This window comes from Paramagnetospirillum sp. (assembly GCF_058402745.1).
Genome location: NZ_JBZVFI010000006.1, coordinates 1 through 19,795, shown reverse-complemented (window position 1 = coordinate 19,795; position 19,795 = coordinate 1). Strand labels below are relative to the sequence as shown.

15 protein-coding genes and 1 pseudogene are annotated in these 19,795 nt (G+C 68.1%); 5 read left to right on the top strand and 11 right to left on the bottom strand.

Annotated elements, in window-relative coordinates; genetic code table 11:
• Nucleotides 1–46: 46 nt before the first annotated feature.
• From ACV4UZ_RS03870 to pseI, 3 genes and pseudogenes are all read left to right on the top strand, one after another.
• A pseudogene (locus ACV4UZ_RS03870) lies at nucleotides 47–127 on the top strand (GMP synthase (glutamine-hydrolyzing)); the annotation flags it as partial.
• Nucleotides 128–300: 173 nt separating this feature from the next.
• Entirely contained in the window at nucleotides 301–1,290 is a 990-nt protein-coding gene (gene pseG, locus ACV4UZ_RS03865) for a UDP-2,4-diacetamido-2,4,6-trideoxy-beta-L-altropyranose hydrolase (RefSeq protein WP_491599614.1), read from the top strand.
• Nucleotides 1,287–2,333 (top strand): pseudaminic acid synthase, encoded by a 1,047-nt coding sequence (pseI, locus tag ACV4UZ_RS03860; RefSeq protein WP_491599613.1) that lies wholly within the window; start codon nucleotides 1,287–1,289, stop codon nucleotides 2,331–2,333. The genes pseG and pseI overlap by 4 nt, the downstream gene beginning before the upstream one ends.
• 3 nt (nucleotides 2,334–2,336) lie before the next feature.
• Here the strand turns inward: pseI and ACV4UZ_RS03855 are convergent, their stop codons facing one another.
• From ACV4UZ_RS03855 to ACV4UZ_RS03845, 3 genes are all read right to left on the bottom strand, one after another.
• Complete coding sequence (locus tag ACV4UZ_RS03855; RefSeq protein WP_491599612.1) at nucleotides 2,337–2,612, bottom strand: hypothetical protein; 276 nt, start codon at nucleotides 2,610–2,612, stop codon at nucleotides 2,337–2,339.
• Nucleotides 2,613–2,677: 65 nt separating this feature from the next.
• On the bottom strand, nucleotides 2,678–4,372 hold the full coding sequence (locus ACV4UZ_RS03850) for a HAMP domain-containing methyl-accepting chemotaxis protein (protein ID WP_491599611.1): 1,695 nt from the start codon (nucleotides 4,370–4,372) through the stop codon (nucleotides 2,678–2,680).
• Nucleotides 4,373–4,541: 169 nt separating this feature from the next.
• Complete coding sequence (locus tag ACV4UZ_RS03845; protein ID WP_491599610.1) at nucleotides 4,542–6,569, bottom strand: elongation factor G; 2,028 nt, start codon at nucleotides 6,567–6,569, stop codon at nucleotides 4,542–4,544.
• A 190-nt stretch (nucleotides 6,570–6,759) separates the two neighbouring features.
• Here ACV4UZ_RS03845 and ACV4UZ_RS03840 point away from each other — a divergent pair, with 190 nt between their 5' ends.
• Nucleotides 6,760–7,542, top strand: coding sequence for an enoyl-CoA hydratase-related protein (locus ACV4UZ_RS03840; RefSeq protein ID WP_491599609.1), 783 nt, complete (start codon nucleotides 6,760–6,762; stop codon nucleotides 7,540–7,542).
• 93 nt (nucleotides 7,543–7,635) lie between these two features.
• Nucleotides 7,636–8,742 (top strand): CaiB/BaiF CoA transferase family protein, encoded by a 1,107-nt coding sequence (locus ACV4UZ_RS03835; protein WP_491599608.1) that lies wholly within the window; start codon nucleotides 7,636–7,638, stop codon nucleotides 8,740–8,742.
• A 58-nt stretch (nucleotides 8,743–8,800) separates the two neighbouring features.
• Here ACV4UZ_RS03835 and ACV4UZ_RS03830 read toward each other — a convergent pair whose 3' ends face one another.
• From ACV4UZ_RS03830 to ACV4UZ_RS03795, 8 genes are all read right to left on the bottom strand, one after another.
• On the bottom strand, nucleotides 8,801–10,981 hold the full coding sequence (locus ACV4UZ_RS03830) for a tetratricopeptide repeat protein (RefSeq protein WP_491599607.1): 2,181 nt from the start codon (nucleotides 10,979–10,981) through the stop codon (nucleotides 8,801–8,803).
• 216 nt (nucleotides 10,982–11,197) lie between these two features.
• On the bottom strand, nucleotides 11,198–12,541 hold the full coding sequence (locus tag ACV4UZ_RS03825) for a hypothetical protein (RefSeq protein WP_491599606.1): 1,344 nt from the start codon (nucleotides 12,539–12,541) through the stop codon (nucleotides 11,198–11,200).
• Between the two features lie 580 nt (nucleotides 12,542–13,121).
• Entirely contained in the window at nucleotides 13,122–14,141 is a 1,020-nt protein-coding gene (locus ACV4UZ_RS03820) for an extracellular catalytic domain type 1 short-chain-length polyhydroxyalkanoate depolymerase (RefSeq protein WP_491599605.1), read from the bottom strand.
• 13 nt (nucleotides 14,142–14,154) lie between these two features.
• Nucleotides 14,155–15,063 (bottom strand): Dyp-type peroxidase, encoded by a 909-nt coding sequence (locus ACV4UZ_RS03815; protein ID WP_491599604.1) that lies wholly within the window; start codon nucleotides 15,061–15,063, stop codon nucleotides 14,155–14,157.
• Nucleotides 15,060–15,482, bottom strand: coding sequence for a GFA family protein (locus ACV4UZ_RS03810; RefSeq protein WP_491599603.1), 423 nt, complete (start codon nucleotides 15,480–15,482; stop codon nucleotides 15,060–15,062). The genes ACV4UZ_RS03815 and ACV4UZ_RS03810 overlap by 4 nt, the downstream gene beginning before the upstream one ends.
• Nucleotides 15,483–15,486: 4 nt before the next feature.
• A complete protein-coding gene (gene greA / locus ACV4UZ_RS03805) occupies nucleotides 15,487–15,960 on the bottom strand; it encodes a transcription elongation factor GreA (protein WP_085372138.1) in 474 nt (157 codons plus the stop codon).
• Nucleotides 15,961–15,977: 17 nt separating this feature from the next.
• Nucleotides 15,978–19,235, bottom strand: coding sequence for a carbamoyl-phosphate synthase large subunit (gene carB / locus ACV4UZ_RS03800; RefSeq protein ID WP_491599602.1), 3,258 nt, complete (start codon nucleotides 19,233–19,235; stop codon nucleotides 15,978–15,980).
• 62 nt (nucleotides 19,236–19,297) lie between these two features.
• Nucleotides 19,298–19,498: a GxxExxY protein gene (locus ACV4UZ_RS03795; RefSeq protein WP_491599601.1), complete on the bottom strand. Its 201-nt coding sequence runs from the start codon at nucleotides 19,496–19,498 to the stop codon at nucleotides 19,298–19,300.
• Nucleotides 19,499–19,795 lie beyond the last annotated feature (297 nt).

The following is a 19,795-nucleotide window of genomic DNA, read 5'->3' as shown; positions in this document are numbered from 1 at the left end:
CCAAAGTTCAGGCTAGGAATTTCAAAGGGTTAGGCGGCGCGTGTCCATCATCAACGAGGTCAAGGGCATCAACCGCGTGACCTACGACATCACCTCGAAGCCGCCGGGCACCATCGAGTGGGAGTAGGATTGCCGGTGGGTTGGGCGCTCGCCTGACCCGTCGCCCCCCACTTCCGGCTTCCTGGCCGACGTCGACGGTGGCGGGATCTTTCCGGGTCCGGGGCGGGAGATCGCGGTTCGTTTGCCCGACGGCCCCACCCCGCCTATACTTTCTCCGGTGTTTCCCTGGATAGCCGGCCCGTGACCAAGCCCCTGATCCTGTTCCGCTGCGACGCCTCGGTGACCATCGGCACCGGCCATGTCATGCGCTGCCTGACCCTGGCCGACGAACTGGCGGGGCGCGGCGCCGAATGCGTCTTCGTCTCGGCCCCGGGGACGCAGGAACTGGTGCCGGCCTTGCCCTACCCCGTCCTGGCTCCGGACAGACTGCCCTTCGGGGCCGCCCTGGCCGTGATCGACCATTACGGCCTGGACGTCGCCTACGAGGCGCTGGTGCGCAGCCAGACCAGCGCGGTGATGGCCATCGACGACCGCCCCGACCGCCGCCATCACTGCGACCTGCTGCTGGACCAGACCCATGGCCGTGGGCCGGAGGAGTACCGCGACCTGGTGCCCCACAACAGCGTCGTCCTGGCCGGAGCCGGCTACGCCCTGCTGCGCCCGCAATTCGGAGCCGCCCGCGAGGCCTCGCTGGCGCGGCGCGACGGCCGCCTTGGGCGCCTGCTGGTCACCCTGGGCGGCACCGATCCCGACGACGTCACCGGCCGGGTGCTGGACGCCGTCGCCGCCTCGGGTCTCGCCCTCGACACCGACGTGGTGATGGGAGCCAGGGCGCCGCACCTCGAATCCGTGCGTGCCCGGGCCGCCGCCATGGCGGGGACGCGGGTTCTGGTGGGGGTGAGCGACATGGCCGGGTTGATGGCCGAGGCCGATCTCGCCATCGGTGCCGCCGGCACCACCACCTGGGAGCGCTGTTGCCTGGGCCTGCCGTCGCTGATGCTGGTCATCGCCGACAACCAGAAGGACATCGCGCGGTTGGTGGCCGAGGCGGGGGCCGCCTGGATCGCCACCCCCGACACCATCGCCGGGCAATTGCAGGAGCTGGCCGCCGAGCCCGGCATCCTGCAATCCCTCGCCCATTCCGCCGCCGCCCTGTGCGACGGCCGGGGCGCGGCGCGCGTCGCCGATGTCCTGATCCGCCTTCCCTCGTTGAAAGAGCTGCGCTCATGACCGACATTTCCATCGCCGGCCGTCCCATCGGCCCCGACCATCCGCCCTTCGTCATCGCCGAGATGAGCGCCAACCACAACGGCGATCTGGGGCGCGCCCTGGCCCTGCTGGAGGCGGCGGCCGCCGCCGGAGCCGACGCGGTCAAGCTGCAGACCCTGAAGCCCGACGCCATCACCATCGATTGCGACCGCCCCGATTTCGTCATCGAGGGCGGCCCCTGGGGCGGACGCAAGCTCTACGACCTCTACGCCGAGGCACAGACCCCCTGGGACTGGCACCCCAGGCTGTTCGAGCGCGGCCGCGAACTGGGACTGATCGTCTTTTCCTCGCCCTTCGACAAGGCGGCGGTGGACTTCCTGGCCGAACTCGACGCCCCCGCCTTCAAGATCGCCAGCTTCGAGATGGCCGATCCCGGCCTGGTCTCCCACGCGGCGTCCAAGGGCAAGCCGATCATCGTCTCCACCGGCATGGCGGGGCTGGGCGACATCGCCGCCACGGTGGAGACCGTGCGCCGGGCCGGCAATGACGGGCTGGTGCTGCTCCACTGCATCAGCTCCTACCCCGCCCCCACCGAGGACGCCAATCTGGCCACCATCCCCCACATGGCCCAGGCCTTCGGCGTGCCGGTGGGACTGTCGGACCACACCCAGGGCACGGCGGTGGCGGTGGCGGCGGTGGCTCTCGGCGCCTCGGTCATCGAGAAGCACTTCACGCTTCGGCGCGCCGATGGGGGCCTCGATTCCCACTTCTCGCTGGAGCCCGAGGAACTGGCCCAGCTGGTCCGCGACTGCCGCGCCGCCTGGGTGGCGCGCGGACGCATCTCCTACGCCCTGGCCGAGTGCGAACAGGGGTCCAGGGTGTTCCGCCGCTCGCTCTACGTGGTGGAAGACCTCCACCCCGGCGACGTCATCACCGAGGACAAGGTGCGCTCCATCCGCCCCGGCTATGGGCTGGAGCCCAAGTTCCTGCCGGAAATCCTGGGCCGCACGGCGCGCAAGGCGGTGCCGCGCGGCACCGCCTTCGACTGGTCGATGATCGAATAGGGCTCAGTGGCCGCAGGAACAGCCGCCGCCGCCGCAATCGTCGTCCTGGGCCGGGGCCTGGTCACCGACCCGGAAGATGGCGCCGGGATAGATGCGGGCGACGCGGCCCTCGTGGGCGACCTCGACGCAATTGCGGCCCTCGTCGTCGGTGATCATCTCCATGGCCAGCCCGCCCTGCTCGATGGCGGCCACCACGTCGGTGTCGGAAAGGTCGAACGCCTTGGCGATGGAGCCGATCAGGGCGGCGATCTCCTCGAACATCTCGCGGTTGTCTTCCATGAGCGGGCTCCTCCGGTCAGCCTGGAGCCCGCTCTATACCATCCCATCCGGGCGAAAAGCCAGCCTCAGCCGTTCTTCACCTTGGCGACGAAGTCCCCCACCGAGTGACGCAACACCCCCGACTCCTCCGTCAACCGCCGGGCGGCGCCCAGGACGGTCTGGGCCGCGCCGCCGGTCTCCGCCGCCGCCGAGGTGACACCCGCGATGTTGGAGGAAACCTCCTGGGTGCCCCGTGCCGCCTGTTCCACATTGCGGGCGATCTCCTGGGTGGCGGCGGATTGCTGCTCCACCGCCGAGGCGATGGCCGCGGCGATTTCGTCAATGCGGCCGATGGTGGCGCCGACCGAATGGATGGCATCGACCGCACGGCCGGTCTCGGTCTGCACCGCAGTGATCTGCTGGCCGATTTCCTCGGTGGCGCGCGCGGTCTGATTGGCGAGATTCTTCACCTCGCCGGCCACCACGGCAAAGCCCTTGCCGGCCTCGCCGGCGCGGGCCGCCTCGATGGTGGCGTTCAAGGCCAGCAGGTTGGTCTGGCTGGCGATGTCGTTGATCAGGCGGATCACTTCGCCGATTCGCCCCGCCGCCTCGGACAGGCCGCGAACGATGGCGTCGGTATGGGCGGCCTCGTCCACGGCATTGCGGGCGACCCGGGCGGATTCGCTCACCTGCCGGCCGATTTCAGAGACCGAGCTGGACAATTCCTCGGTGGCGGCGGCCACGGTCTGGACATTGGCCGCCGCCTGCTCCGATGCCGCCGCCACGGCACTGGCCTGAGCCGACACCTGGCCGGCCAGGGCCGACATGGTCTGGGCCGTATGCTCCAATTCGCCGGACGCCCCGGCCACGTTATCCACCACATGGGCGACGCCGGCCTCGAACTCCCCGGCCAGGCGATTCATTTCCGCCTTGTGATCGGCGGCCGCCTTGGCCTTGGCGGCTTCGGATTCGGCCTCCAGCCGCTTCTTGTCCAAGGCGTTCTGCTTGAACACCTGGACCGAGCGCGCGATGTCTCCCACCTCGTCCCGACGATCCTGCCCCATGACCTCCACCGAGGTATCATCCCGGGCCAGACGCTCCATCACATGGATGGAGGCCGCCACCGGCACCGTGATGGAGCGGGCGATCAGCAGGGTGAAGCCCAAGGCGACGGCAAGCCCCGCCAGCATGACCGTCAGCGAGGTCGCGAAGGTGGAATCATAGGCATTCTCGGCGGCGACGAACTCGTCCTTGCCCACCCGCACCTGAAGGGCCAGAAGCTCCTTCAGGGTGTCGGTGGCGGCGATGAAATGCCTGGCCGGCTCACCATTCATGTCGATGCCGGCCATGGCGACCGCACCGTCGCCGGCCTTCAGCGCCTCGATCACCTTGGTCCGGTCGACCCGCAGCACCGCCATCTCACCCTTCAGCCGATCGGCGAGAGCCTTCTCCTCCGACGTCAGCGTGGTGCCGGAATAATCCTTCCACTCCTTGTCGATGATCGTCTCGTACTCGCTGATCTTTAGCACCTGCTGGGCACGGGAATCCGGCGTGCTCGCCTCCACCGCCCAGATCAGGCGAACCCGGATGCGATGAAGCGAATCCAGTATGGTGGACAATTGTCCGAGACAGACGACCCGGTCCTCGTACATGGATTTCATGCGGGCTTCCATGGTGCCCATGCCGCGAAAGCCCAGAACCGCGACAACCGCCACCAGAAGCACCATGGCGATCGTCAGCAGCGACAACCGCGCCGAAATGCGTAGATTTGCCAACATCATCGCCCCCTCTCGCACAGCGCCGAGGAATATACCCATTGGCATATGATATCCGATAAGTATATGCAAAAAGTCAGATCAGTGAAAGACCTTATGCGGGCTAGGGATAGCGACGACAAAAAAGAGGGCGTCCCCAGAGAGACGCCCTCTTCGACCGGCAACTCGGTGGCAATCAGGCGTTGGCCAGAGCCTCCTTGCGGGCTTCCACCACCTTGTCGGCGACGCGGCCCGATATCTCCTGCAGGTGGTCGAACCTCCACGAGAAGGTTCCCACCCCCATGGTCAGCGAGCGCAGCTCGACGATCAGGTCGTCCATCTCGGCCTGGGGCAGGTAGGCCGAGACGGTGTCCCAGCCCTGCCAGCCGTCCTTGGCGTCATAGCCGAGAATCTGGCCCCGGCGGCCGGAGACGATGCGCTGGGCCTTGGCGGTGAAATCGGCGGGCACCGAGATCTCCACCGCCAGGACGGGTTCCAGCAGCACCGGCTCGCACTGGGGCATGCCCTCGCTCATGGCGATGCGGGCCGCCGTCTTGAAGGCCATGTCCGAGCTGTCCACCGTGTGGTAGCTGCCCGACGTCAGCGTCACCTGCAGATCGACCACCGGAAACCCGAACGGCCCCTGCCTGAGGAAGTCGATGACGCCTTCCTCCACCGAGGGGATGTACTGGCGCGGCACCACGCCGCCGACGATCTTGTCCACGAACTTGAAGCCCGAGCCGCGCGGCAGCGGCGCGATGTCGATGTGGATGTCGCCGAACTGGCCGTGGCCCCCCGACTGCTTCTTGTGGCGACCGTGGACCGAGGTGGACTTCCTGATGGTCTCCTTGTAGGGGACCGTCGGCTTGGCGGTCACGACGGCCATGTTGAAGCGGCTCTTCAGACGGTCGATGGCCACCTGCAGATGAATCTCGCCCTGGCCGCGCAGCACCTGCTCGCCGAACTCGCCGTGGTCCAGCGACAGCGACGGGTCTTCCTCGGCCAGCTTGGCGATGGCGCCGGTCAGCTTGACGTCGTCGCCCTTCTTCTCGGCGGCCAGGGCGAAGGCGAACAGCGGCGGCAGCGGGGCGGGCCAGGGCTCCATGCCGGCATCGGCGCCGCCGATCACCTGGCCGGTGGCGACCCCGTCCAGGCGGCCGAAGGCGCAGACGTCGCCCATTCCCGCCTTGGCCACCTTGGTGGGCGTGCCGCCGGTCATCAGGTAAAGGCCGCCGATACGGCCCACCTCCAGGGACTGGTTGTCGGCGAACTCGCCCCGCCACACGCGGGCGAAACTGAGCTTGCCGGTATGGGCGGCGTGGACGGTCTTGAACACCGTGGCCAGGGCGCCGCCCTCGGTCGCGATGCCGAGACGGGCGGCGGTGGCGGCCGGGCCGGGAGCGTCGTGGCGCAGCGCCTTCAGAAGGCGGTGGATGCCGCCATCATTCTCGGCCGAACCGAAGAACACCGGCACGATCAGGTCTTCCGCCAGATCCTTGCCCAGATCGGCATAGACCTCCTCGGCGGGGGGCTGGATGTCTTCCAGCAGCTCTTCCATCAGGTGGTCGTCGAAATCGGCCAGATGCTCGAGCATCTCCTGGCGCGCCGCGCTTTCCTCGCCCTTCAGGGCGTCGGGAATCTTGATCACCGCCGAGGACTGGCCGGGGCGGTACTTGTAGGCCCGCTCGCTGACCAGATCGATGTAGCCGGTGACGGCGTCACCCTCGCGGATGGGGATCTCGCGCATCACCAGCGGGCGGTCGGACACCGCCTGCAGCGCCTCCAGCGTCTCCTTCAGGCGCGTCCCGGCGGCATCGATCTTGTTGACGAACAGCAGGTGCGGAATCTTGCGCTCGTCCAGGAATTTCAGCATCGGGGCGACCATCACGGCGCGGGCGGGGTCGGGTTCGCACACCACCACCGCCACGTCCACGGCCATCAGGGCGTTGTAGGAATCCTGCTGGAACTCCACCGAGCCGGGACAGTCGATGAAGGTCCACTTCTCGCCCAGGTATTCGGCGCCGGCGATGTTGGGCTCGACGCTCATCAGGCGGGCGCGGGCCTCGGGACTGGAATCGCCGGTGGTGGTGCCGTCCTTGATGCGGCCCTGGCGGCCGATGGCGCCGCAGGCGAACAGCATGGCTTCCAGCAGGCTGGTCTTGCCGGCGGCGAACGGCCCGACCAGGGCGCAGGCGCGCGGCGGGGAAGGAGACTTGGACGTCATGGACCCTCCGGAATTTCTTGTTCTGGCTGGGTGCCGGAACCCCCTGCGCCCAGCCCCGCCATGGTTTCAGTCAAACCGCCCTCTGGCAACAGGAAATGGCGCGCAGCCGAGACAGGGCAGCACTGCTTGCGTCTTGGTCCGAGGGTTCCGGCGTGGTTTACTGAACCAACCGTTCCGGGGAGGGGTTCTCATGGCCGACCACATCCACGTCAAGATCAGCGGCGCCATCGCCACGGTGACGCTGTGCCGCCCCGAGCTGCACAATGCGCTCGACGAGCAGATGGTGGGCAACCTGGCCCAGACCTTCCAGAAACTGTCGGTCGCCGACGTGGTGCGCGTCGTGGTGATCGAGGGCCAGGGGGCCAGCTTCTGCGCCGGCGGCGACATCGGCTGGACCCGGGCCCTGCTCGACCAGGATGCCGAGGAGGCCAGTCGCAGCGCCATGCAGATGGCGGTGATGCTCGACGCCATCGACCGCTGCGCCAAGCCGGTCATCGCCAGAATCCAGGGCGCCGCCCTGGGCATGGGGGCCGGCATCGTCGCCTGCGCCGACATGGCGGTGGCGTCGGAAGAGGCCAGCTTCTCGCTGCCCGAGGTGCGCGCCGGCTTCTCGCCCACCCTGATCATGCCGGCCATGGCCGCCGCCATCGGCACCCGGGCCATGCGCCGCTACGTCCTGTCGGGCGAACGCTTCGATGCGCGCGAGGCGCTGCGCCTGGGCCTCGTCCACGCCGTGGTGGCCGCTGACAAACTGGACGCCGCCCGCGACCTGATGGTGGAAGCCGTGCTGAAGGGCGCGCCCAAGGCCCAGGCCGCCGCCAAGGACATGCTGCGCGTGGTGGACGACAGCCCCGCCGGCCCCGACCTGATGCGCTACACCGTGGCCCAGTTCGTGGACGCCCGCGCCACGCCCGAATGCCGCGAGGGCGTCACCGCGCTGACCGAGAAGAGAAAGCCGAACTGGCCGGGATGATCCTCTTTACCGTCATGCCCGGACTTGATCCGGGTATCCATTGATCGCCGGGTCAAGCCCGGCGATGACGATGCATTTCCCAAGGAGCCAAACATGATCGCCGATTGCCTCGCCGGGCTGAAGGTCCTCGACCTCTCCATGTACATTCCCGGCCCGCTGGCCACCTTGTGGCTGTCCGACCTGGGCGCCGAAGTCATCAAGGTGGAAAGCCCGGCCGGCGATCCCATGCGCACCATGGGACCGGTGGACGCCGACGGCACCACCGCCTTCTACAAGCTGGCCAACGCCAACAAGACCATCGTGACGCTGGATCTCAAATCCGAGGACGGCAAGGCCCGCTTCGCCGAACTGGTGGCCAAGGCCGACGTGCTGCTGGAGGGCTTTCGCCCCGGCGTGATGGAACGCCTGGGCTTCGGCATCAAGCGCCTGCACGAGATCAACCCCCGGCTGGTCCATTGCGCGCTCTCGGGCTATGGCGGCACCGGCCCCTTCGCCACCAGGGCCGGCCATGACGTCACCTATCTGGCGGTGACCGGCCTCTTGGCCGCCAGCGGCCCGGCCGAGCGTCCCGTCATGACCTTCCCGCCGCTCGCCGACCATGCCGGGGCCATGCTGGCGGTCAATTCCATTCTTGCGGCGCTGCTGAAGCGCGCCACCTCGGGCAAGGGCACCACCATCGACATTTCCCTGGCCGAGGCGGCGCTGTCGTGGATGGGCGGCGTGCTGACCATGGCGCATCGCTGGGGCGATCCCAAACGCGAGCACGACCTGATCAACGGCGGCGCCGCCCATTACCGCGTCTACAAGACCAGGGACGGCCGCTTCGCCGCCATCGCCGCCCTGGAGGAGAAGTTCTGGCAATCCTTCTGCGCCGCGGTAGGCAGGCCCGATTGGGTGGCCCGCCAGAACGAGCCTATGCCCCAGACCGCCATGATCCGGGAGATGGAGGATCTGTTCGCCTCCAGGACCCTGGCCGAGTGGAGTACCCTGCTGGAGCCCGCCGACTGCACCTTCGAGCCGGTCTTGGAGCCCCACGAGGTCGCCGGCCACCCCCACCACGTGGAGCGCGGCTTCACCCATCTGAGCGAGCAGGGGCTGGTCGAGGTGCTGCTGCCCGTGTTGATGGAAGGCGAACGCCCCCGCCGCCGCAGGCCGCTGACCGAGAAACCGGCCGAGGCGGTCATCGCCGGATGGTCTTGAGGACGGGCGGGCGGGACGCCCGCGCTCCAAGCCTTACGGAGCGCGGGCGTGCCGCCCGCTATCTCCCCTTCAGCCAGGCCGCCAGATCCGCCGCCATACGCGCCACTGGCGTTTCCCAGTCGCCGGCCTTGGGCTGGCGGTAGAGGCGCATGCCGGGATACCACGGGCTGTCGTCGCGGCCCGTCAGCCAGCGCCAGCAGCCGTCGAAACGCGACAGCAGCCAGACCGGCTTGCCCATGGCGGCGGCCAGATGGGCGGTGGAGGTATCGACGCTGATCACCAGATCGAGGCCGTTGATCAGGGCGGCGGTGTCGGCGAAATCGGTGATGCCGGAGGTGAGGTCGGCGATACGGGGCTCGTCCCTGGCCTGCAATCCCTGCTTGCCCACCTGCAGGCTGACGAAGCGGGCGCCGTCCACCGCCAGAAGCGGCTCCATCCGCTTCAACGCCAGCGAGCGGCGGCGGTCGATCAACGTGCATTCGATATCGTGTTCGCGGGAATCCCCCGCCCACACCAGACCGATTCGCGGGCCGGACGGCACGGTATTGTGCAATCGCCGCGTCCAGGGTTCCAGACGGTCGGACGGCGGCGCCAGATAGGGGATGGGCGCCGGAATGGTCTCCAACGTGGTGCCGAAGGCCAGCGGCAGGCTCATCAGCGGCGCCTGCAGGTCGACCGGACCGGTCTCGCCCCCCACCGCCACCACCCGGGCGACGCCCGGCATGCCTCGCAGCAACGGGACCAGGGCCGGTTGCACCTCCAGGACCACCCTGGCGCCCCGGGCCGCCGCCAGGGGGGCGTAGCGGACGAATTGCAGGGTGTCGCCGAACCCCTGCTCCGACCACAGCAGCAGGGAGCGGCCCTCCGGCGCCTCGCCCAGCCATTGGGGAATGCCGGGATGCCGGTGGGGCTCCTGGCGCTTGCGGTTGCCCCAGCGCGCCTCGTAGAGCGCCCAGCCCTCGGCGTAATCGCCCTGCTTCAGCCGCACGATGCCCCGGTGGAAGCGGATGTCGTCGTTGTTCGGGTCGGCGGCCCCGGCGGCGTCGAACTGGTCCTGGGCCTCGGAGAGGCGGCCTTGGGCGTACAGGGCCTGACCCAGATTGCTGAGCGGTATGGCCGCGCCGGGCGACAGTTCCACCACCCGCCGGCTCAAGGCCTCGGCCTCCTCGACCCGGCCCAGGCTGCCCAGCAGGGCGGCGCGGTTGGCCATGACGATGGGGTCGTGGGGACTGAGCCTTTCGGCGGTCTCGTAGCACTCGGCGGCGCGCTCCAGCTCGCCCTGCTCGCGCAGCGCGTTGCCCAGATTGTTCCACACCTCGGAATGATCGTGCTCGCGGGCCAGCAGGGTCTGGTAGAGGGCCACCGCCTCGGGCAGACGGCGCATCTCGTTCATGGCGTTGGCCGCCTCGAACAGGTGGGCCACGCCGGAGCCTTCGATTCCGGCCAGCCGCAGATAGGTCTCGGCGGCCAGTTCATCGCGTCCCATGGCCCGCAGCTGGCGGGCCAGGATCAGCACGGCCGGGGGATAATTGGGGGCGAGCTCGGCGGCGCGGGCCGCATGCTCCATGGCCTCCTCCACCCGCCCCCGCGCCCGGATGACGTCGGAAGCGGCGACCAGCACCGGAACGGATTCGGGCGCCAGCCGCAGGGCGCGGCAGACGGAGACATCGGCCTCCACCGCCCGGTCGGAGGCCAGCAGGGCGCGGCCCAGGTCGGCGTGCAGGCTGGCTTCACCCGGACGCTCGGCCACGGCGCGCCGCAGCTTCTCCACCGCCTCGGCCGGGCGGCCCAGGCGGTTCAGCACCCCCGCCATGTTGGCCAGGGCCTCGACGAAGGCCGGTCGCAAGGCCAGCGCCCGGTCCAGGGCGGTCAGCGCCTCGTCCAGGCGGCCGGTCTGGGCCATGGTGTTGCCCAGGCCGAACAGCGCTTCGGGAATATCCGGATTGAGCCCCAGGGCGCGACGGTAGGATTCCTCGGCCTCGGGCAGGCGGCGGGCGCTGAACAGGGCGTTGCCCAGATTGACGTGGTAATCGGGGACCCGGGCGTTGGACCGGATGGCTTCGCCGATCAGATGGATGGCCAGATCGAACTGCCCCATCTGGGAGCAGGCCACGCCCAACAGGTGGTTGGCTCCCTCGTGATACGGATCGGCGGACAGAATCCGCTGGTAGATATCGACGGCGTCAAGCAGCCTGCCCGCCTGATGGAGCTCGACTGCCTTGGCGAAGTCGTCGGCCAATGTGGTTTCCCCGCAATTGCTCTGGGGGGAACGATGGCACGTCGCGGAGTGCCGAGGCAAGGCGGCAGGGCAATGAAACCGCCTGATCGTCAAGATTCGTCAAATGCAAATGAACGGATATTAATCACCATCACGTCACTGCTGTTGCGACCCTGGACGCACGACAGGGATAACTATGTCGAACGTCATGCCGCCGACGAAACAGGCCCGGCCGCGTTACTTCGCCGCCAATTCCACCAGGCGGGCGGGCGAGACCTCGCCGGCCGAGCCGGGCTGAAGCAGCCGGGCGGCGGCGACGCGCTCGGCCGCCGAGAAGGTGGCCAGCGTCTTCAACGCCTCGGAGCGCGAGGTCATGGCGCCGTCGAAGCCGGTGGCCGACACCGCGTGCCAGCGGGCCGCCTCGGCCCGGGCCGCCGCGCCGCCCTCGGCCTCGCGGATCAGGGCCAGCAGCTGGGCCGAGGGGGCGTGGCGCCGCCTGGCCGCCAGTTCGGCCATGGCGGCGGCCTTGGTCAGCAGATCGGGCATCCGGGTCATCTCGAAGGCCGAACGCTGGGCGGTGCGGCACAGCTGGGTCAGCGCCTCGGTGCGGAACGCGCCGGCGGGCAGGGCCTCGGCCCCGGCCAGCAACCGGTCCATCCAGCCGAGCGAGTCCGGGTTGACCGGGCTGAAATCCTTTTGCGCGAAGGGCATGTTGGCGAGGCGGTCGCGGCGCGTCGCCGGGTCGGTCACCTTGGAGAGCGAGACGAAGCCGGCGGCCGGATCGTCGGCACGCACACGGGCCCCGTACAGTACCAGGGTGGCGGCGTCGCGCCGGGACGGGACGGTCAGCGCGTCCACCTGGGGCTCCAGCAGGGCGGCCAGGGCCAGCGCCCCCTTCCTCGCCTGGCCCATGGCCAGGGATTCCAGCGCCACCAGCCCCGCCTCCAGACGGGTTTCGGCGTCAGGCAGCGCCTTGACCGCCGCCACCGCCTCCTCGGCGGTCGCCTCGGCCTCGGGCAGGCGGCGCACGCTCATCAGGCCGGCGGCATGGGCCAGCAGCCGGGCCCGCAACGCCGGATCGGCCACCCGCGCCAGGGCCAGGGCGGCGGCCGGGTCGCGGCGCTTGACCTCGGCATCGATGCGGTAGCGGGCGATGGATTCGGTCATCTCGCGCACCAGGGCGGGGTCGTCCACCGATTGGGGCGCTTCGGTCACGGCGGCCAGCAGGCGGAGGCCCTGGCCGTCATCGGCGGCATCCAGACCGTCCAGGCCGGGCTTGACGAAGACCTCGGCCACCCTGGCCGATCGCAGCTTTTCCGCCGGCCAGAAGGACTCGGGTCCGCAGGGCAGGCGGAAGGACAGAGCCTCGCCCGCCCGCGTCTTGCCGGCGAAGACCTTGCGCACCGTGCCCGAGACCCGGCAGGCCGCCCCCATGGCCTCGACGCCCGACACCTCCACCTGCAGGTGACTTTCCGCCGCCAGGCGGCGGGCCACCCAGTTGCGGGCCTCCATGGCGGATTCGGCGGCCAGGGCCGACGCGGACGACAACAGCAGCAGGACCAGCGGAACCGTGCGCTTCATGACCTCTCCCCAGGCAATCACGGCCGCCAGCCTAGCCCAGGCGACGTCCGGACGGCTTGACTTGCGTCATGTGGGTTACAGGCCCTCACTTCAATTGACGTGTCATCCTGACGACCGCAGGGAGGAAGGATCTTTCAGCCTGAGGCGGCTACTGCCATCGCCTGAAAGATCCTTCGGCTTCGCCCACGGGTGTCCGGTTCAATTCGGCCAGCACTGGTCTCTTGCCTTGCCCCGGCTTGGTTTGAGATGGCTCCACCGGAATAAGCCTCTTCAACCACCAAGACACCAAGGACACCAAGAGGACGGAGCTGATCGCCCCGCCCAACCTCACCGTCATGGCCGGGCATCGTCCCGGCCATCCACGCGGATCCGCTGGAATGCCTTATGACACAATAGTCCCTGCGGATGGGCGTGGATGCCCGGAACAAGTCCGGGCACGACGCACCTGGAATGTCCTCTTGGTGTCCTTGGTGTCTTGGTGGTGAAAAAAACCGTCCGCCAGAACCCAGGCAATTGAACCGGACAGCAGTGGGCTTCGCCTCAGGATGACATGAAGAGTCGGTTCTATCGGCAAACGGCATTACAGGCCGAAGAAGGAGGCGATCTCGGACGCGGCGCACTTGCCCGCATCGCTCACATAGGCCCCCTCGCGCCCGCAGCCCGCGGCGGGCGCCACCGGCGCGGCATGGCCGAACCCCCGCAGCAGCCAAAGCTCGACCGCCGGTCCGCTTTGCCCGCCGGGAGCGGTCCAGGTCGGGCCGGACACCAGCGGATTGACGGGGGCCTGCTCGCAGGTGGTGAAGGACGGCAGGGCCGCGCCGTGCAGCCCGGCCCACTGCGCGGCGCTTTCCACCGCGTTGACGCAGGCGACCGTCTTGTCGGCGTCGCCGTGCCAGATGGCCAGACGCGGCCATTTGTGCCGCGCCCCGTGCAGGCGGGCGATTTCGCCGGCCCAATGCTCCGGCTTGACCTCGGCGGGGCCTTCCATGCAGCCGAAGGCGCGCCGCACCTCGGGCGTGGCGAAATAGGAGCCGCCGGTGACATTGCCGATGCGGGCGCAGCCCACCGGCACGCCCCCCATGGAAGCGCCGGCGGCGAAATCGTCGGGCAGGGCCGCCAGCAGCACCTGGGCCATGGCGCCGCCCGCCGACAGGCCGACGACGAAATTGTCGCCGCCCCTGAGCCCGAAGGCCTCGCGCGCCGCCAGCACCTCGCGGTGCAGCCGGCCGGTGATGTTCCGCTCGGTGGGCAGCCGCTCGTTCTCGTCGAACCACCACAGGCAGTTGTTGCCCGGCGCGCCGGAGACGGAATCGGTGAACTCGGCCACCAGCAGGGCGAAGCCGCGCTTGTCCGCCAGATCGCGCCAGCCGCTGTCGGTGGCGAAGGGAATGCCCTCCTGCTTGCAGCCGTGCAACAGCAGGACCACCGGCCCCGGCTTGCCCCGCGCCGCGTCGGGGACATAGGCCTTGACCTCCAGGTTCCACCACCACAACTGGCCGCCGCCGGCGGACAGGCCGGAGATCCGTTCGAACTCGGTGGCGCCGGCGGGGACGGCCCACAGGGCCAGGGCCGCCAGAAGGGCACCCAGACGCGACATCATGCTCTGCTTCTCCTCAGGCGAGGGATTCCAGGAATTCGGCCGAAGGCGCGAAGAAGGCGGCGCCGGTCACCGCCCGGGTGAAGTCCAGCAGCCGGTCGTGCAGGCCGTCGCCGGCCGACAGCACCATGCGCTCCAGCATCTTGCGGAACGGCGCCGGGCTGGCGCAGTAGGCGATGAAGTAAAGGCCGTTCTCCGACGTAGTGCCGTAGGGCATGGAATGGCGCAGCACTTCCAGTTCCTCGCCGTCCTCCTCGATCACCACCCGAGCGATGTGGGCGAAGGGCGGCTTCACCTCGTCGTCCAGTTCCTCGTCGCCTTCCTTGGTGCGGCCGATCGCCGCCTCCTGGTCGGGGGTGGACAGGGCCTCCCAGCGGTGCAGGTCGTGGACGTAGCGCTGGATGGAGACGAAACTGCCGCCGGCGAAGGGGCCGTCGGCGACCAGCGCCACCTCGGCCCGCTCGTCGCCTTCCGGGTTCTCGGTGCCGTCGACGAAACCGGTGAGGTCGCGCTTGCCCATGTGGCGGAAGCCCATCACCTCCTCCACCACCCGCACATGGGAGCCGAGCGCCCCCATCACCCGGCGGGCCAGCATCAGGTTGGCGTCGTGGCGCGGCGAATGGATGTGCAGGAACAGGTCGGCGGGGGTGGCGGGCGCCTTGCGGGCGCCCTCGGCCAGGGGCGCGAAGGGAACCAGCCCCTCGGGGCATTCCCGACCGGTCAGTCTATCCCAGCAGGAGGCGCCCATTGCCACCGAACTGACCAAGGCGGGCTCTCCCGCCTGTTCGGCCACGGCGTCGGTCATGTCGGGCAGGGCCGCCAGCACGCGCCGCACCGGAGCGACGTCGCCATCGGCCAGCACCAGGGTGAGGAACAGGCCGAAATCGCCGCCTTCCGCGCAGATGGCCGATTGGGGCTTGGTCATGATGGAACCTCTTCGATGACGACTTGACCGATCCAGTTGCGGCCACGACGGGCGATGCGATCCTCTTCGCTCTCCGCGTCGAAGTCCATAACCGGAATGTCAGAGGAAAGATCGGGCGGGGGCTCCATGACGGCCAGATTGACCACGCCGCGCAAGGCGCCGTCGATCTCGGCGGTCACCGCCATCAGCACGCCGCAATGGGCGCAGAGCAGGAAATCGGCGGTCCGATGCCCGAAGCGATAACGGCCGAGCGCCCCCCTCGCCGCCCTGACGGTCAGATGCCCGGCCGGATCGGTGGTGTAGACGCTGCCATGGCGGCGGCAGAAGCCGCAGCCGCAACGGCGCATGGCCAGGGGCTTGGCGGTGGAATAGGCGATTTCCACCGCGCCGCAATGGCAGGAGCCGCGAAGCTCGCCCATGCCGCTACCCGAAGCGGACGTCGACGATCTCGTACGACTTGGACCCGCCCGGCGCGGTGACCTCGACGGTGTCGCCCAGATGCTTGCCGATCAGGGCGCGGGCCAGGGGCGAATGCACGCTCATGCGGCCCGACTTGATGTCGGCCTCGTGGGCGCCGACGATGGTGTAGACCACCTCGTCGTCGGAATCCTCGTCGGCCAGGGTGACGGTGGCGCCGAAGCGCACCTGATCGCCCGACAGGCTGGCGATGTCGATCACCTGGGCGCGGGAGATGATGTCCTCCAGCTCGGAGACCCGGCCCTCGATGAAGCTCTGGCGCTCGCGCGCCGCGTGGTACTCGGCGTTTTCCGACAGATCACCGTGCTCGCGCGCCTCGGCGATGGCCCGGATCACCGCCGGGCGCTCCACCGATTTCAGGGTCCTGAGCTCTTCCTCCAACTGGGCCAGCCCGGCCGGAGTCATCGGTATCTTTTCCATCAAACGCCCCTACGCCCCTAGAACGACCCCTTAAAGTACGATTGCAGCGGCGCCACATCAAGCGTGCCGCAACGCATAGCCTCGATGGCCTCGACGGCGGCGCGGGCGCCGGCCACCGTGGTGTAGTGGGGAATGTTGTTGGTCAGAGCGGTGCGGCGGATGGAGAAGCTGTCCTTCACCGCCTGGCTGCCCTCGGTGGTGTTGACCACCAGCTGCACCTGGCCGTTCATCATGGCGTCGACGCAATGGGGACGGCCTTCCAGCACCTTGTTGACGATGGTGACGCCGGTGACGCCCCGGTCCTTCAGGTAGAAGGCGGTTCCGTCGGTGGCCATCACCTTGAAGCCCATCTCCAGCAGGCGACGGGCGATCTCGACCATGGCCGGCTTGTCGCCGTCACGCACCGAGATGAAGGCCCCGCCCTCGGTGGGCAGGTTGGTGCCGGCCCCCAGCTGGCTCTTGGCGAAGGCCCGGGCGAAGTCGGAATCGATGCCCATCACCTCGCCGGTGGACTTCATTTCCGGCCCCAGCAGGATGTCGACGCCGGGGAAGCGGGCGAAGGGGAACACCGCCTCCTTCACCGCCACGTGCTTCAGCTCGGGACGGGTGGTCAGCCCGAACGAGGCCAGGGTCTCGCCGGCCATGACACGGGCGGCGATCTTGGCGATGGGCACGCCGGTGGCCTTGGCGACGAAGGGCACCGTGCGGGACGCGCGCGGGTTGACCTCCAGGATGTAGATGGTGCCGTCCTTGATGGCGTACTGGCAGTTCATCAGGCCGACCACGTTCAGGGCCTTGGCCAGGGCCGCCGTCTGGCGCTCCAGCTCGGCGATGGTGGCCTTGTCCAGCGAGTAGGGCGGCAGCGAGCAGGCGGAATCGCCCGAATGGATGCCCGCCTCCTCGATGTGCTGCATGATGCCGGCGACATAGACCTGGCTGCCGTCGCACAGGGCGTCCACGTCCACCTCGATGGCGTCCTTCAGGTAGTAGTCGATCAGCACCGGATCGTCGCCCGAGACCTTGACCGCCTCGTGCATGTAGCGCTCCAGCGCCTCGTGGTCGTAGACGATCTGCATGGCGCGGCCGCCCAGCACGAAGCTGGGACGGATCACCACGGGATAGCCGATGGTCTCGGCCACCTTGATGGCCTCCTCCAGCGAGCGGGCGGTGCCGTTGGCGGGCTGCTTCAGGCCGAGATCGTGGAGCAGCTTCTGGAAACGCTCGCGGTCCTCGGCCAGGTCGATGGAATCCGGGCTGGTGCCGAGAATCGGGATGCCGGCCTGCTCGAGGGCGTGGGCCAGCTTCAGCGGCGTCTGGCCGCCGAACTGGACGATGCAGCCCAGCACCTTGCCGTTGGACTGCTCCTTGCGGACCAGATCGATCACCGTCTCGGCGGTCAGCGGCTCGAAATACAGGCGGTCCGAGGTGTCGTAATCGGTGGACACCGTTTCCGGGTTGCAGTTGACCATGATGGTCTCCTTGCCGGCCTCGTCGAGGGCGTAGGCGGCATGGACGCAGCAATAGTCGAACTCGATGCCCTGGCCGATGCGGTTGGGTCCGCCGCCCAGGATGATCACCTTGTCGCGGTCGGAAGGCTGGGCCTCGCAATCAGGCGCGTTGACCCCGTCACCCTCGTAGCAGGAATACATGTAGGCGGTGGACGAGGGGAACTCGGCGGCGCAGGTGTCGATGCGCTTGTACACCGGCTTGACGTTCAGCACCTCGCGGCGGAACGCCGTCTCCGTCAGGGTCTTGCCCGACAGCTTGGACAGGCGCTGGTCCGAGAAGCCCATCTTCTTCAGGCGCAGCAGGCCGGGGGCGTCGATGGGCAGGCCCTTGGCGCGGACCTCCTCCTCGGCGTCGACGATGCCCTTGATCTGGGCCAGGAACCACTTGTCGTAGAAGCAGGCGGCGTGGACCTCGTCGATGGAGAGGCCGAAGCGGAACGCCTGGGCGATGACCAGCAGACGGTCATGGCGCGGCTTGGCCAGGGCGGATTTCACCGCGTCCTTCATGTCGCCGGCACCGGCGCCGGGGATCTCCACCTCGTCCAGGCCGGTCAGGCCGGTTTCCATGGAGCGCAGGCCCTTCTGGAGGGATTCCTGGAAGGTGCGGCCGATGGCCATGGCCTCGCCCACCGACTTCATGGAGGTGGTGAGGTTGGGATCGGCGCCGGGGAACTTCTCGAAGGTGAAGCGCGGAATCTTGGTGACCACGTAGTCGATGGTCGGCTCGAACGACGCGGGCGTGCAGCCGGTGATGTCGTTGGTCAGCTCGTCCAGGGTGTAGCCCACCGCCAGCTTGGCCGCCACCTTGGCGATGGGAAAGCCGGTGGCCTTGGACGCCAGCGCCGAGGAACGCGACACGCGCGGATTCATCTCGATGACGGTCATGCGGCCGTCCTTGGGATTGACCGCGAACTGCACGTTGGAGCCGCCGGTATCCACCCCGATCTCGCGCAGCACCGCCAGGCTGGCGTTGCGCATGATCTGGTATTCCTTGTCGGTGAGCGTCAGCGCCGGGGCGACGGTGATGGAATCACCGGTATGCACGCCCATGGGGTCGACGTTCTCGATGGAGCAGATGATGATGCAGTTGTCCTTCTTGTCGCGGACAACCTCCATCTCGTATTCCTTCCAGCCGAGCACCGATTCCTCGACCAGGACCTCGTGCACCGGCGAAGCCGCCAGACCGCCCGAGACGATGTGCTCGTATTCCGCCACGTTGTAGGCGATGCCGCCGCCGGTCCCAGCCAGGGTGAAACTGGGGCGGATGATGGCGGGCAGGCCGACGAAGTCCAGCGCGTCGCGCGCCTCCTGCAGGGTCTTGACCACCTTGGATTTCGGGCTTTCCAGGCCGATCTTGTCCATGGCGTCGCGGAACAAGAGCCGGTCCTCGGCCTTGGCGATGACGTCGCGCTTGGCGGCGATCATCTCGACCCCGAACTTCTCCAGGATGCCCTGATCGGCCAGCTTCATGGCGGTGTTCAGCGCCGTCTGGCCGCCCATGGTGGGCAGCAGGGCGTCGGGCCGCTCCTTCTCGATGATCTTGGCGACGATCTCGGGCGTGATGGGCTCGATATAGGTGGCGTCGGCCAGACCGGGGTCGGTCATGATGGTCGCCGGGTTGGAGTTGACCAGGATGACCCGGTAGCCCTCGTCCTTCAGCGCCTTGCACGCCTGCACGCCGGAATAGTCGAACTCGCAGGCCTGTCCGATGACGATCGGACCGGCGCCGATGATGAGGATGGACTTGATATCTGTACGTTTGGGCATCGTCTGGTTCCAGCGAATGAATTAACCACGAAGGCACGAAGGCATGAAGGAAGCACGAAGGTTCAAAGAACCACCCTTTTCATGCCATCTCGAAGCACCTCGCTGTTAAAGTTCAGCAAAAGACCGGCCCGGATGCCGGTGAGTTTCAGATAGGTCAACAATTGAGCGCCGTGTACCGGCAGCAATTTCTCAACCGCCTTGATTTCCAGGACCAGCGCATCGGCAACGACCAAGTCAAGCCGGTAAGCGCAGTCCAGTTGCATTCCCTTGTAGCGACGGAACGGGCGCCTTCGCTTGAAAGGGAATGATGGACTGCGCTTCGGTGACTTGGTCGTTGCCGATGCGCTGGTCCTGGAAATAAAGGCGGCTGAAATTGCTGCCGGTACACGGCGCTCAATTTTAACCTATCTGAAACTCACCGGCATCCCGGGCCGGTCTTTTGCTGAACTTTAACAGCGAGGTGCTTTCGAGATGGCATGAAAAGGGTGGTTCTTTGAACCTTGTTTTCCTTCATGCCTTCGTGTTTTCGTGGTTAATTCATTCGCTGGAACCAGATAGAT

What these genes read in the sequence shown, in the direction of transcription:
- ACV4UZ_RS03815 (WP_491599604.1), bottom strand. Translation starts at nt 15,063, where the DNA reads ATGACCAAGCCCCAATCGGCCATCTGCGCGGAAGGCGGCGATTTCGGC.
- ACV4UZ_RS03840 (WP_491599609.1), top strand. Translation starts at nt 6,760, where the DNA reads ATGGCCGACCACATCCACGTCAAGATCAGCGGCGCCATCGCCACGGTG.
- greA (WP_085372138.1), bottom strand. Translation starts at nt 15,960, where the DNA reads ATGGAAAAGATACCGATGACTCCGGCCGGGCTGGCCCAGTTGGAGGAA.
- ACV4UZ_RS03820 (WP_491599605.1), bottom strand. Translation starts at nt 14,141, where the DNA reads ATGATGTCGCGTCTGGGTGCCCTTCTGGCGGCCCTGGCCCTGTGGGCC.
- ACV4UZ_RS03825 (WP_491599606.1), bottom strand. Translation starts at nt 12,541, where the DNA reads ATGAAGCGCACGGTTCCGCTGGTCCTGCTGCTGTTGTCGTCCGCGTCG.
- ACV4UZ_RS03850 (WP_491599611.1), bottom strand. Translation starts at nt 4,372, where the DNA reads ATGATGTTGGCAAATCTACGCATTTCGGCGCGGTTGTCGCTGCTGACG.
- ACV4UZ_RS03835 (WP_491599608.1), top strand. Translation starts at nt 7,636, where the DNA reads ATGATCGCCGATTGCCTCGCCGGGCTGAAGGTCCTCGACCTCTCCATG.
- ACV4UZ_RS03795 (WP_491599601.1), bottom strand. Translation starts at nt 19,498, where the DNA reads ATGCAACTGGACTGCGCTTACCGGCTTGACTTGGTCGTTGCCGATGCG.
- ACV4UZ_RS03855 (WP_491599612.1), bottom strand. Translation starts at nt 2,612, where the DNA reads ATGGAAGACAACCGCGAGATGTTCGAGGAGATCGCCGCCCTGATCGGC.
- ACV4UZ_RS03845 (WP_491599610.1), bottom strand. Translation starts at nt 6,569, where the DNA reads ATGACGTCCAAGTCTCCTTCCCCGCCGCGCGCCTGCGCCCTGGTCGGG.
- ACV4UZ_RS03810 (WP_491599603.1), bottom strand. Translation starts at nt 15,482, where the DNA reads ATGGGCGAGCTTCGCGGCTCCTGCCATTGCGGCGCGGTGGAAATCGCC.
- pseI (WP_491599613.1), top strand. Translation starts at nt 1,287, where the DNA reads ATGACCGACATTTCCATCGCCGGCCGTCCCATCGGCCCCGACCATCCG.
- carB (WP_491599602.1), bottom strand. Translation starts at nt 19,235, where the DNA reads ATGCCCAAACGTACAGATATCAAGTCCATCCTCATCATCGGCGCCGGT.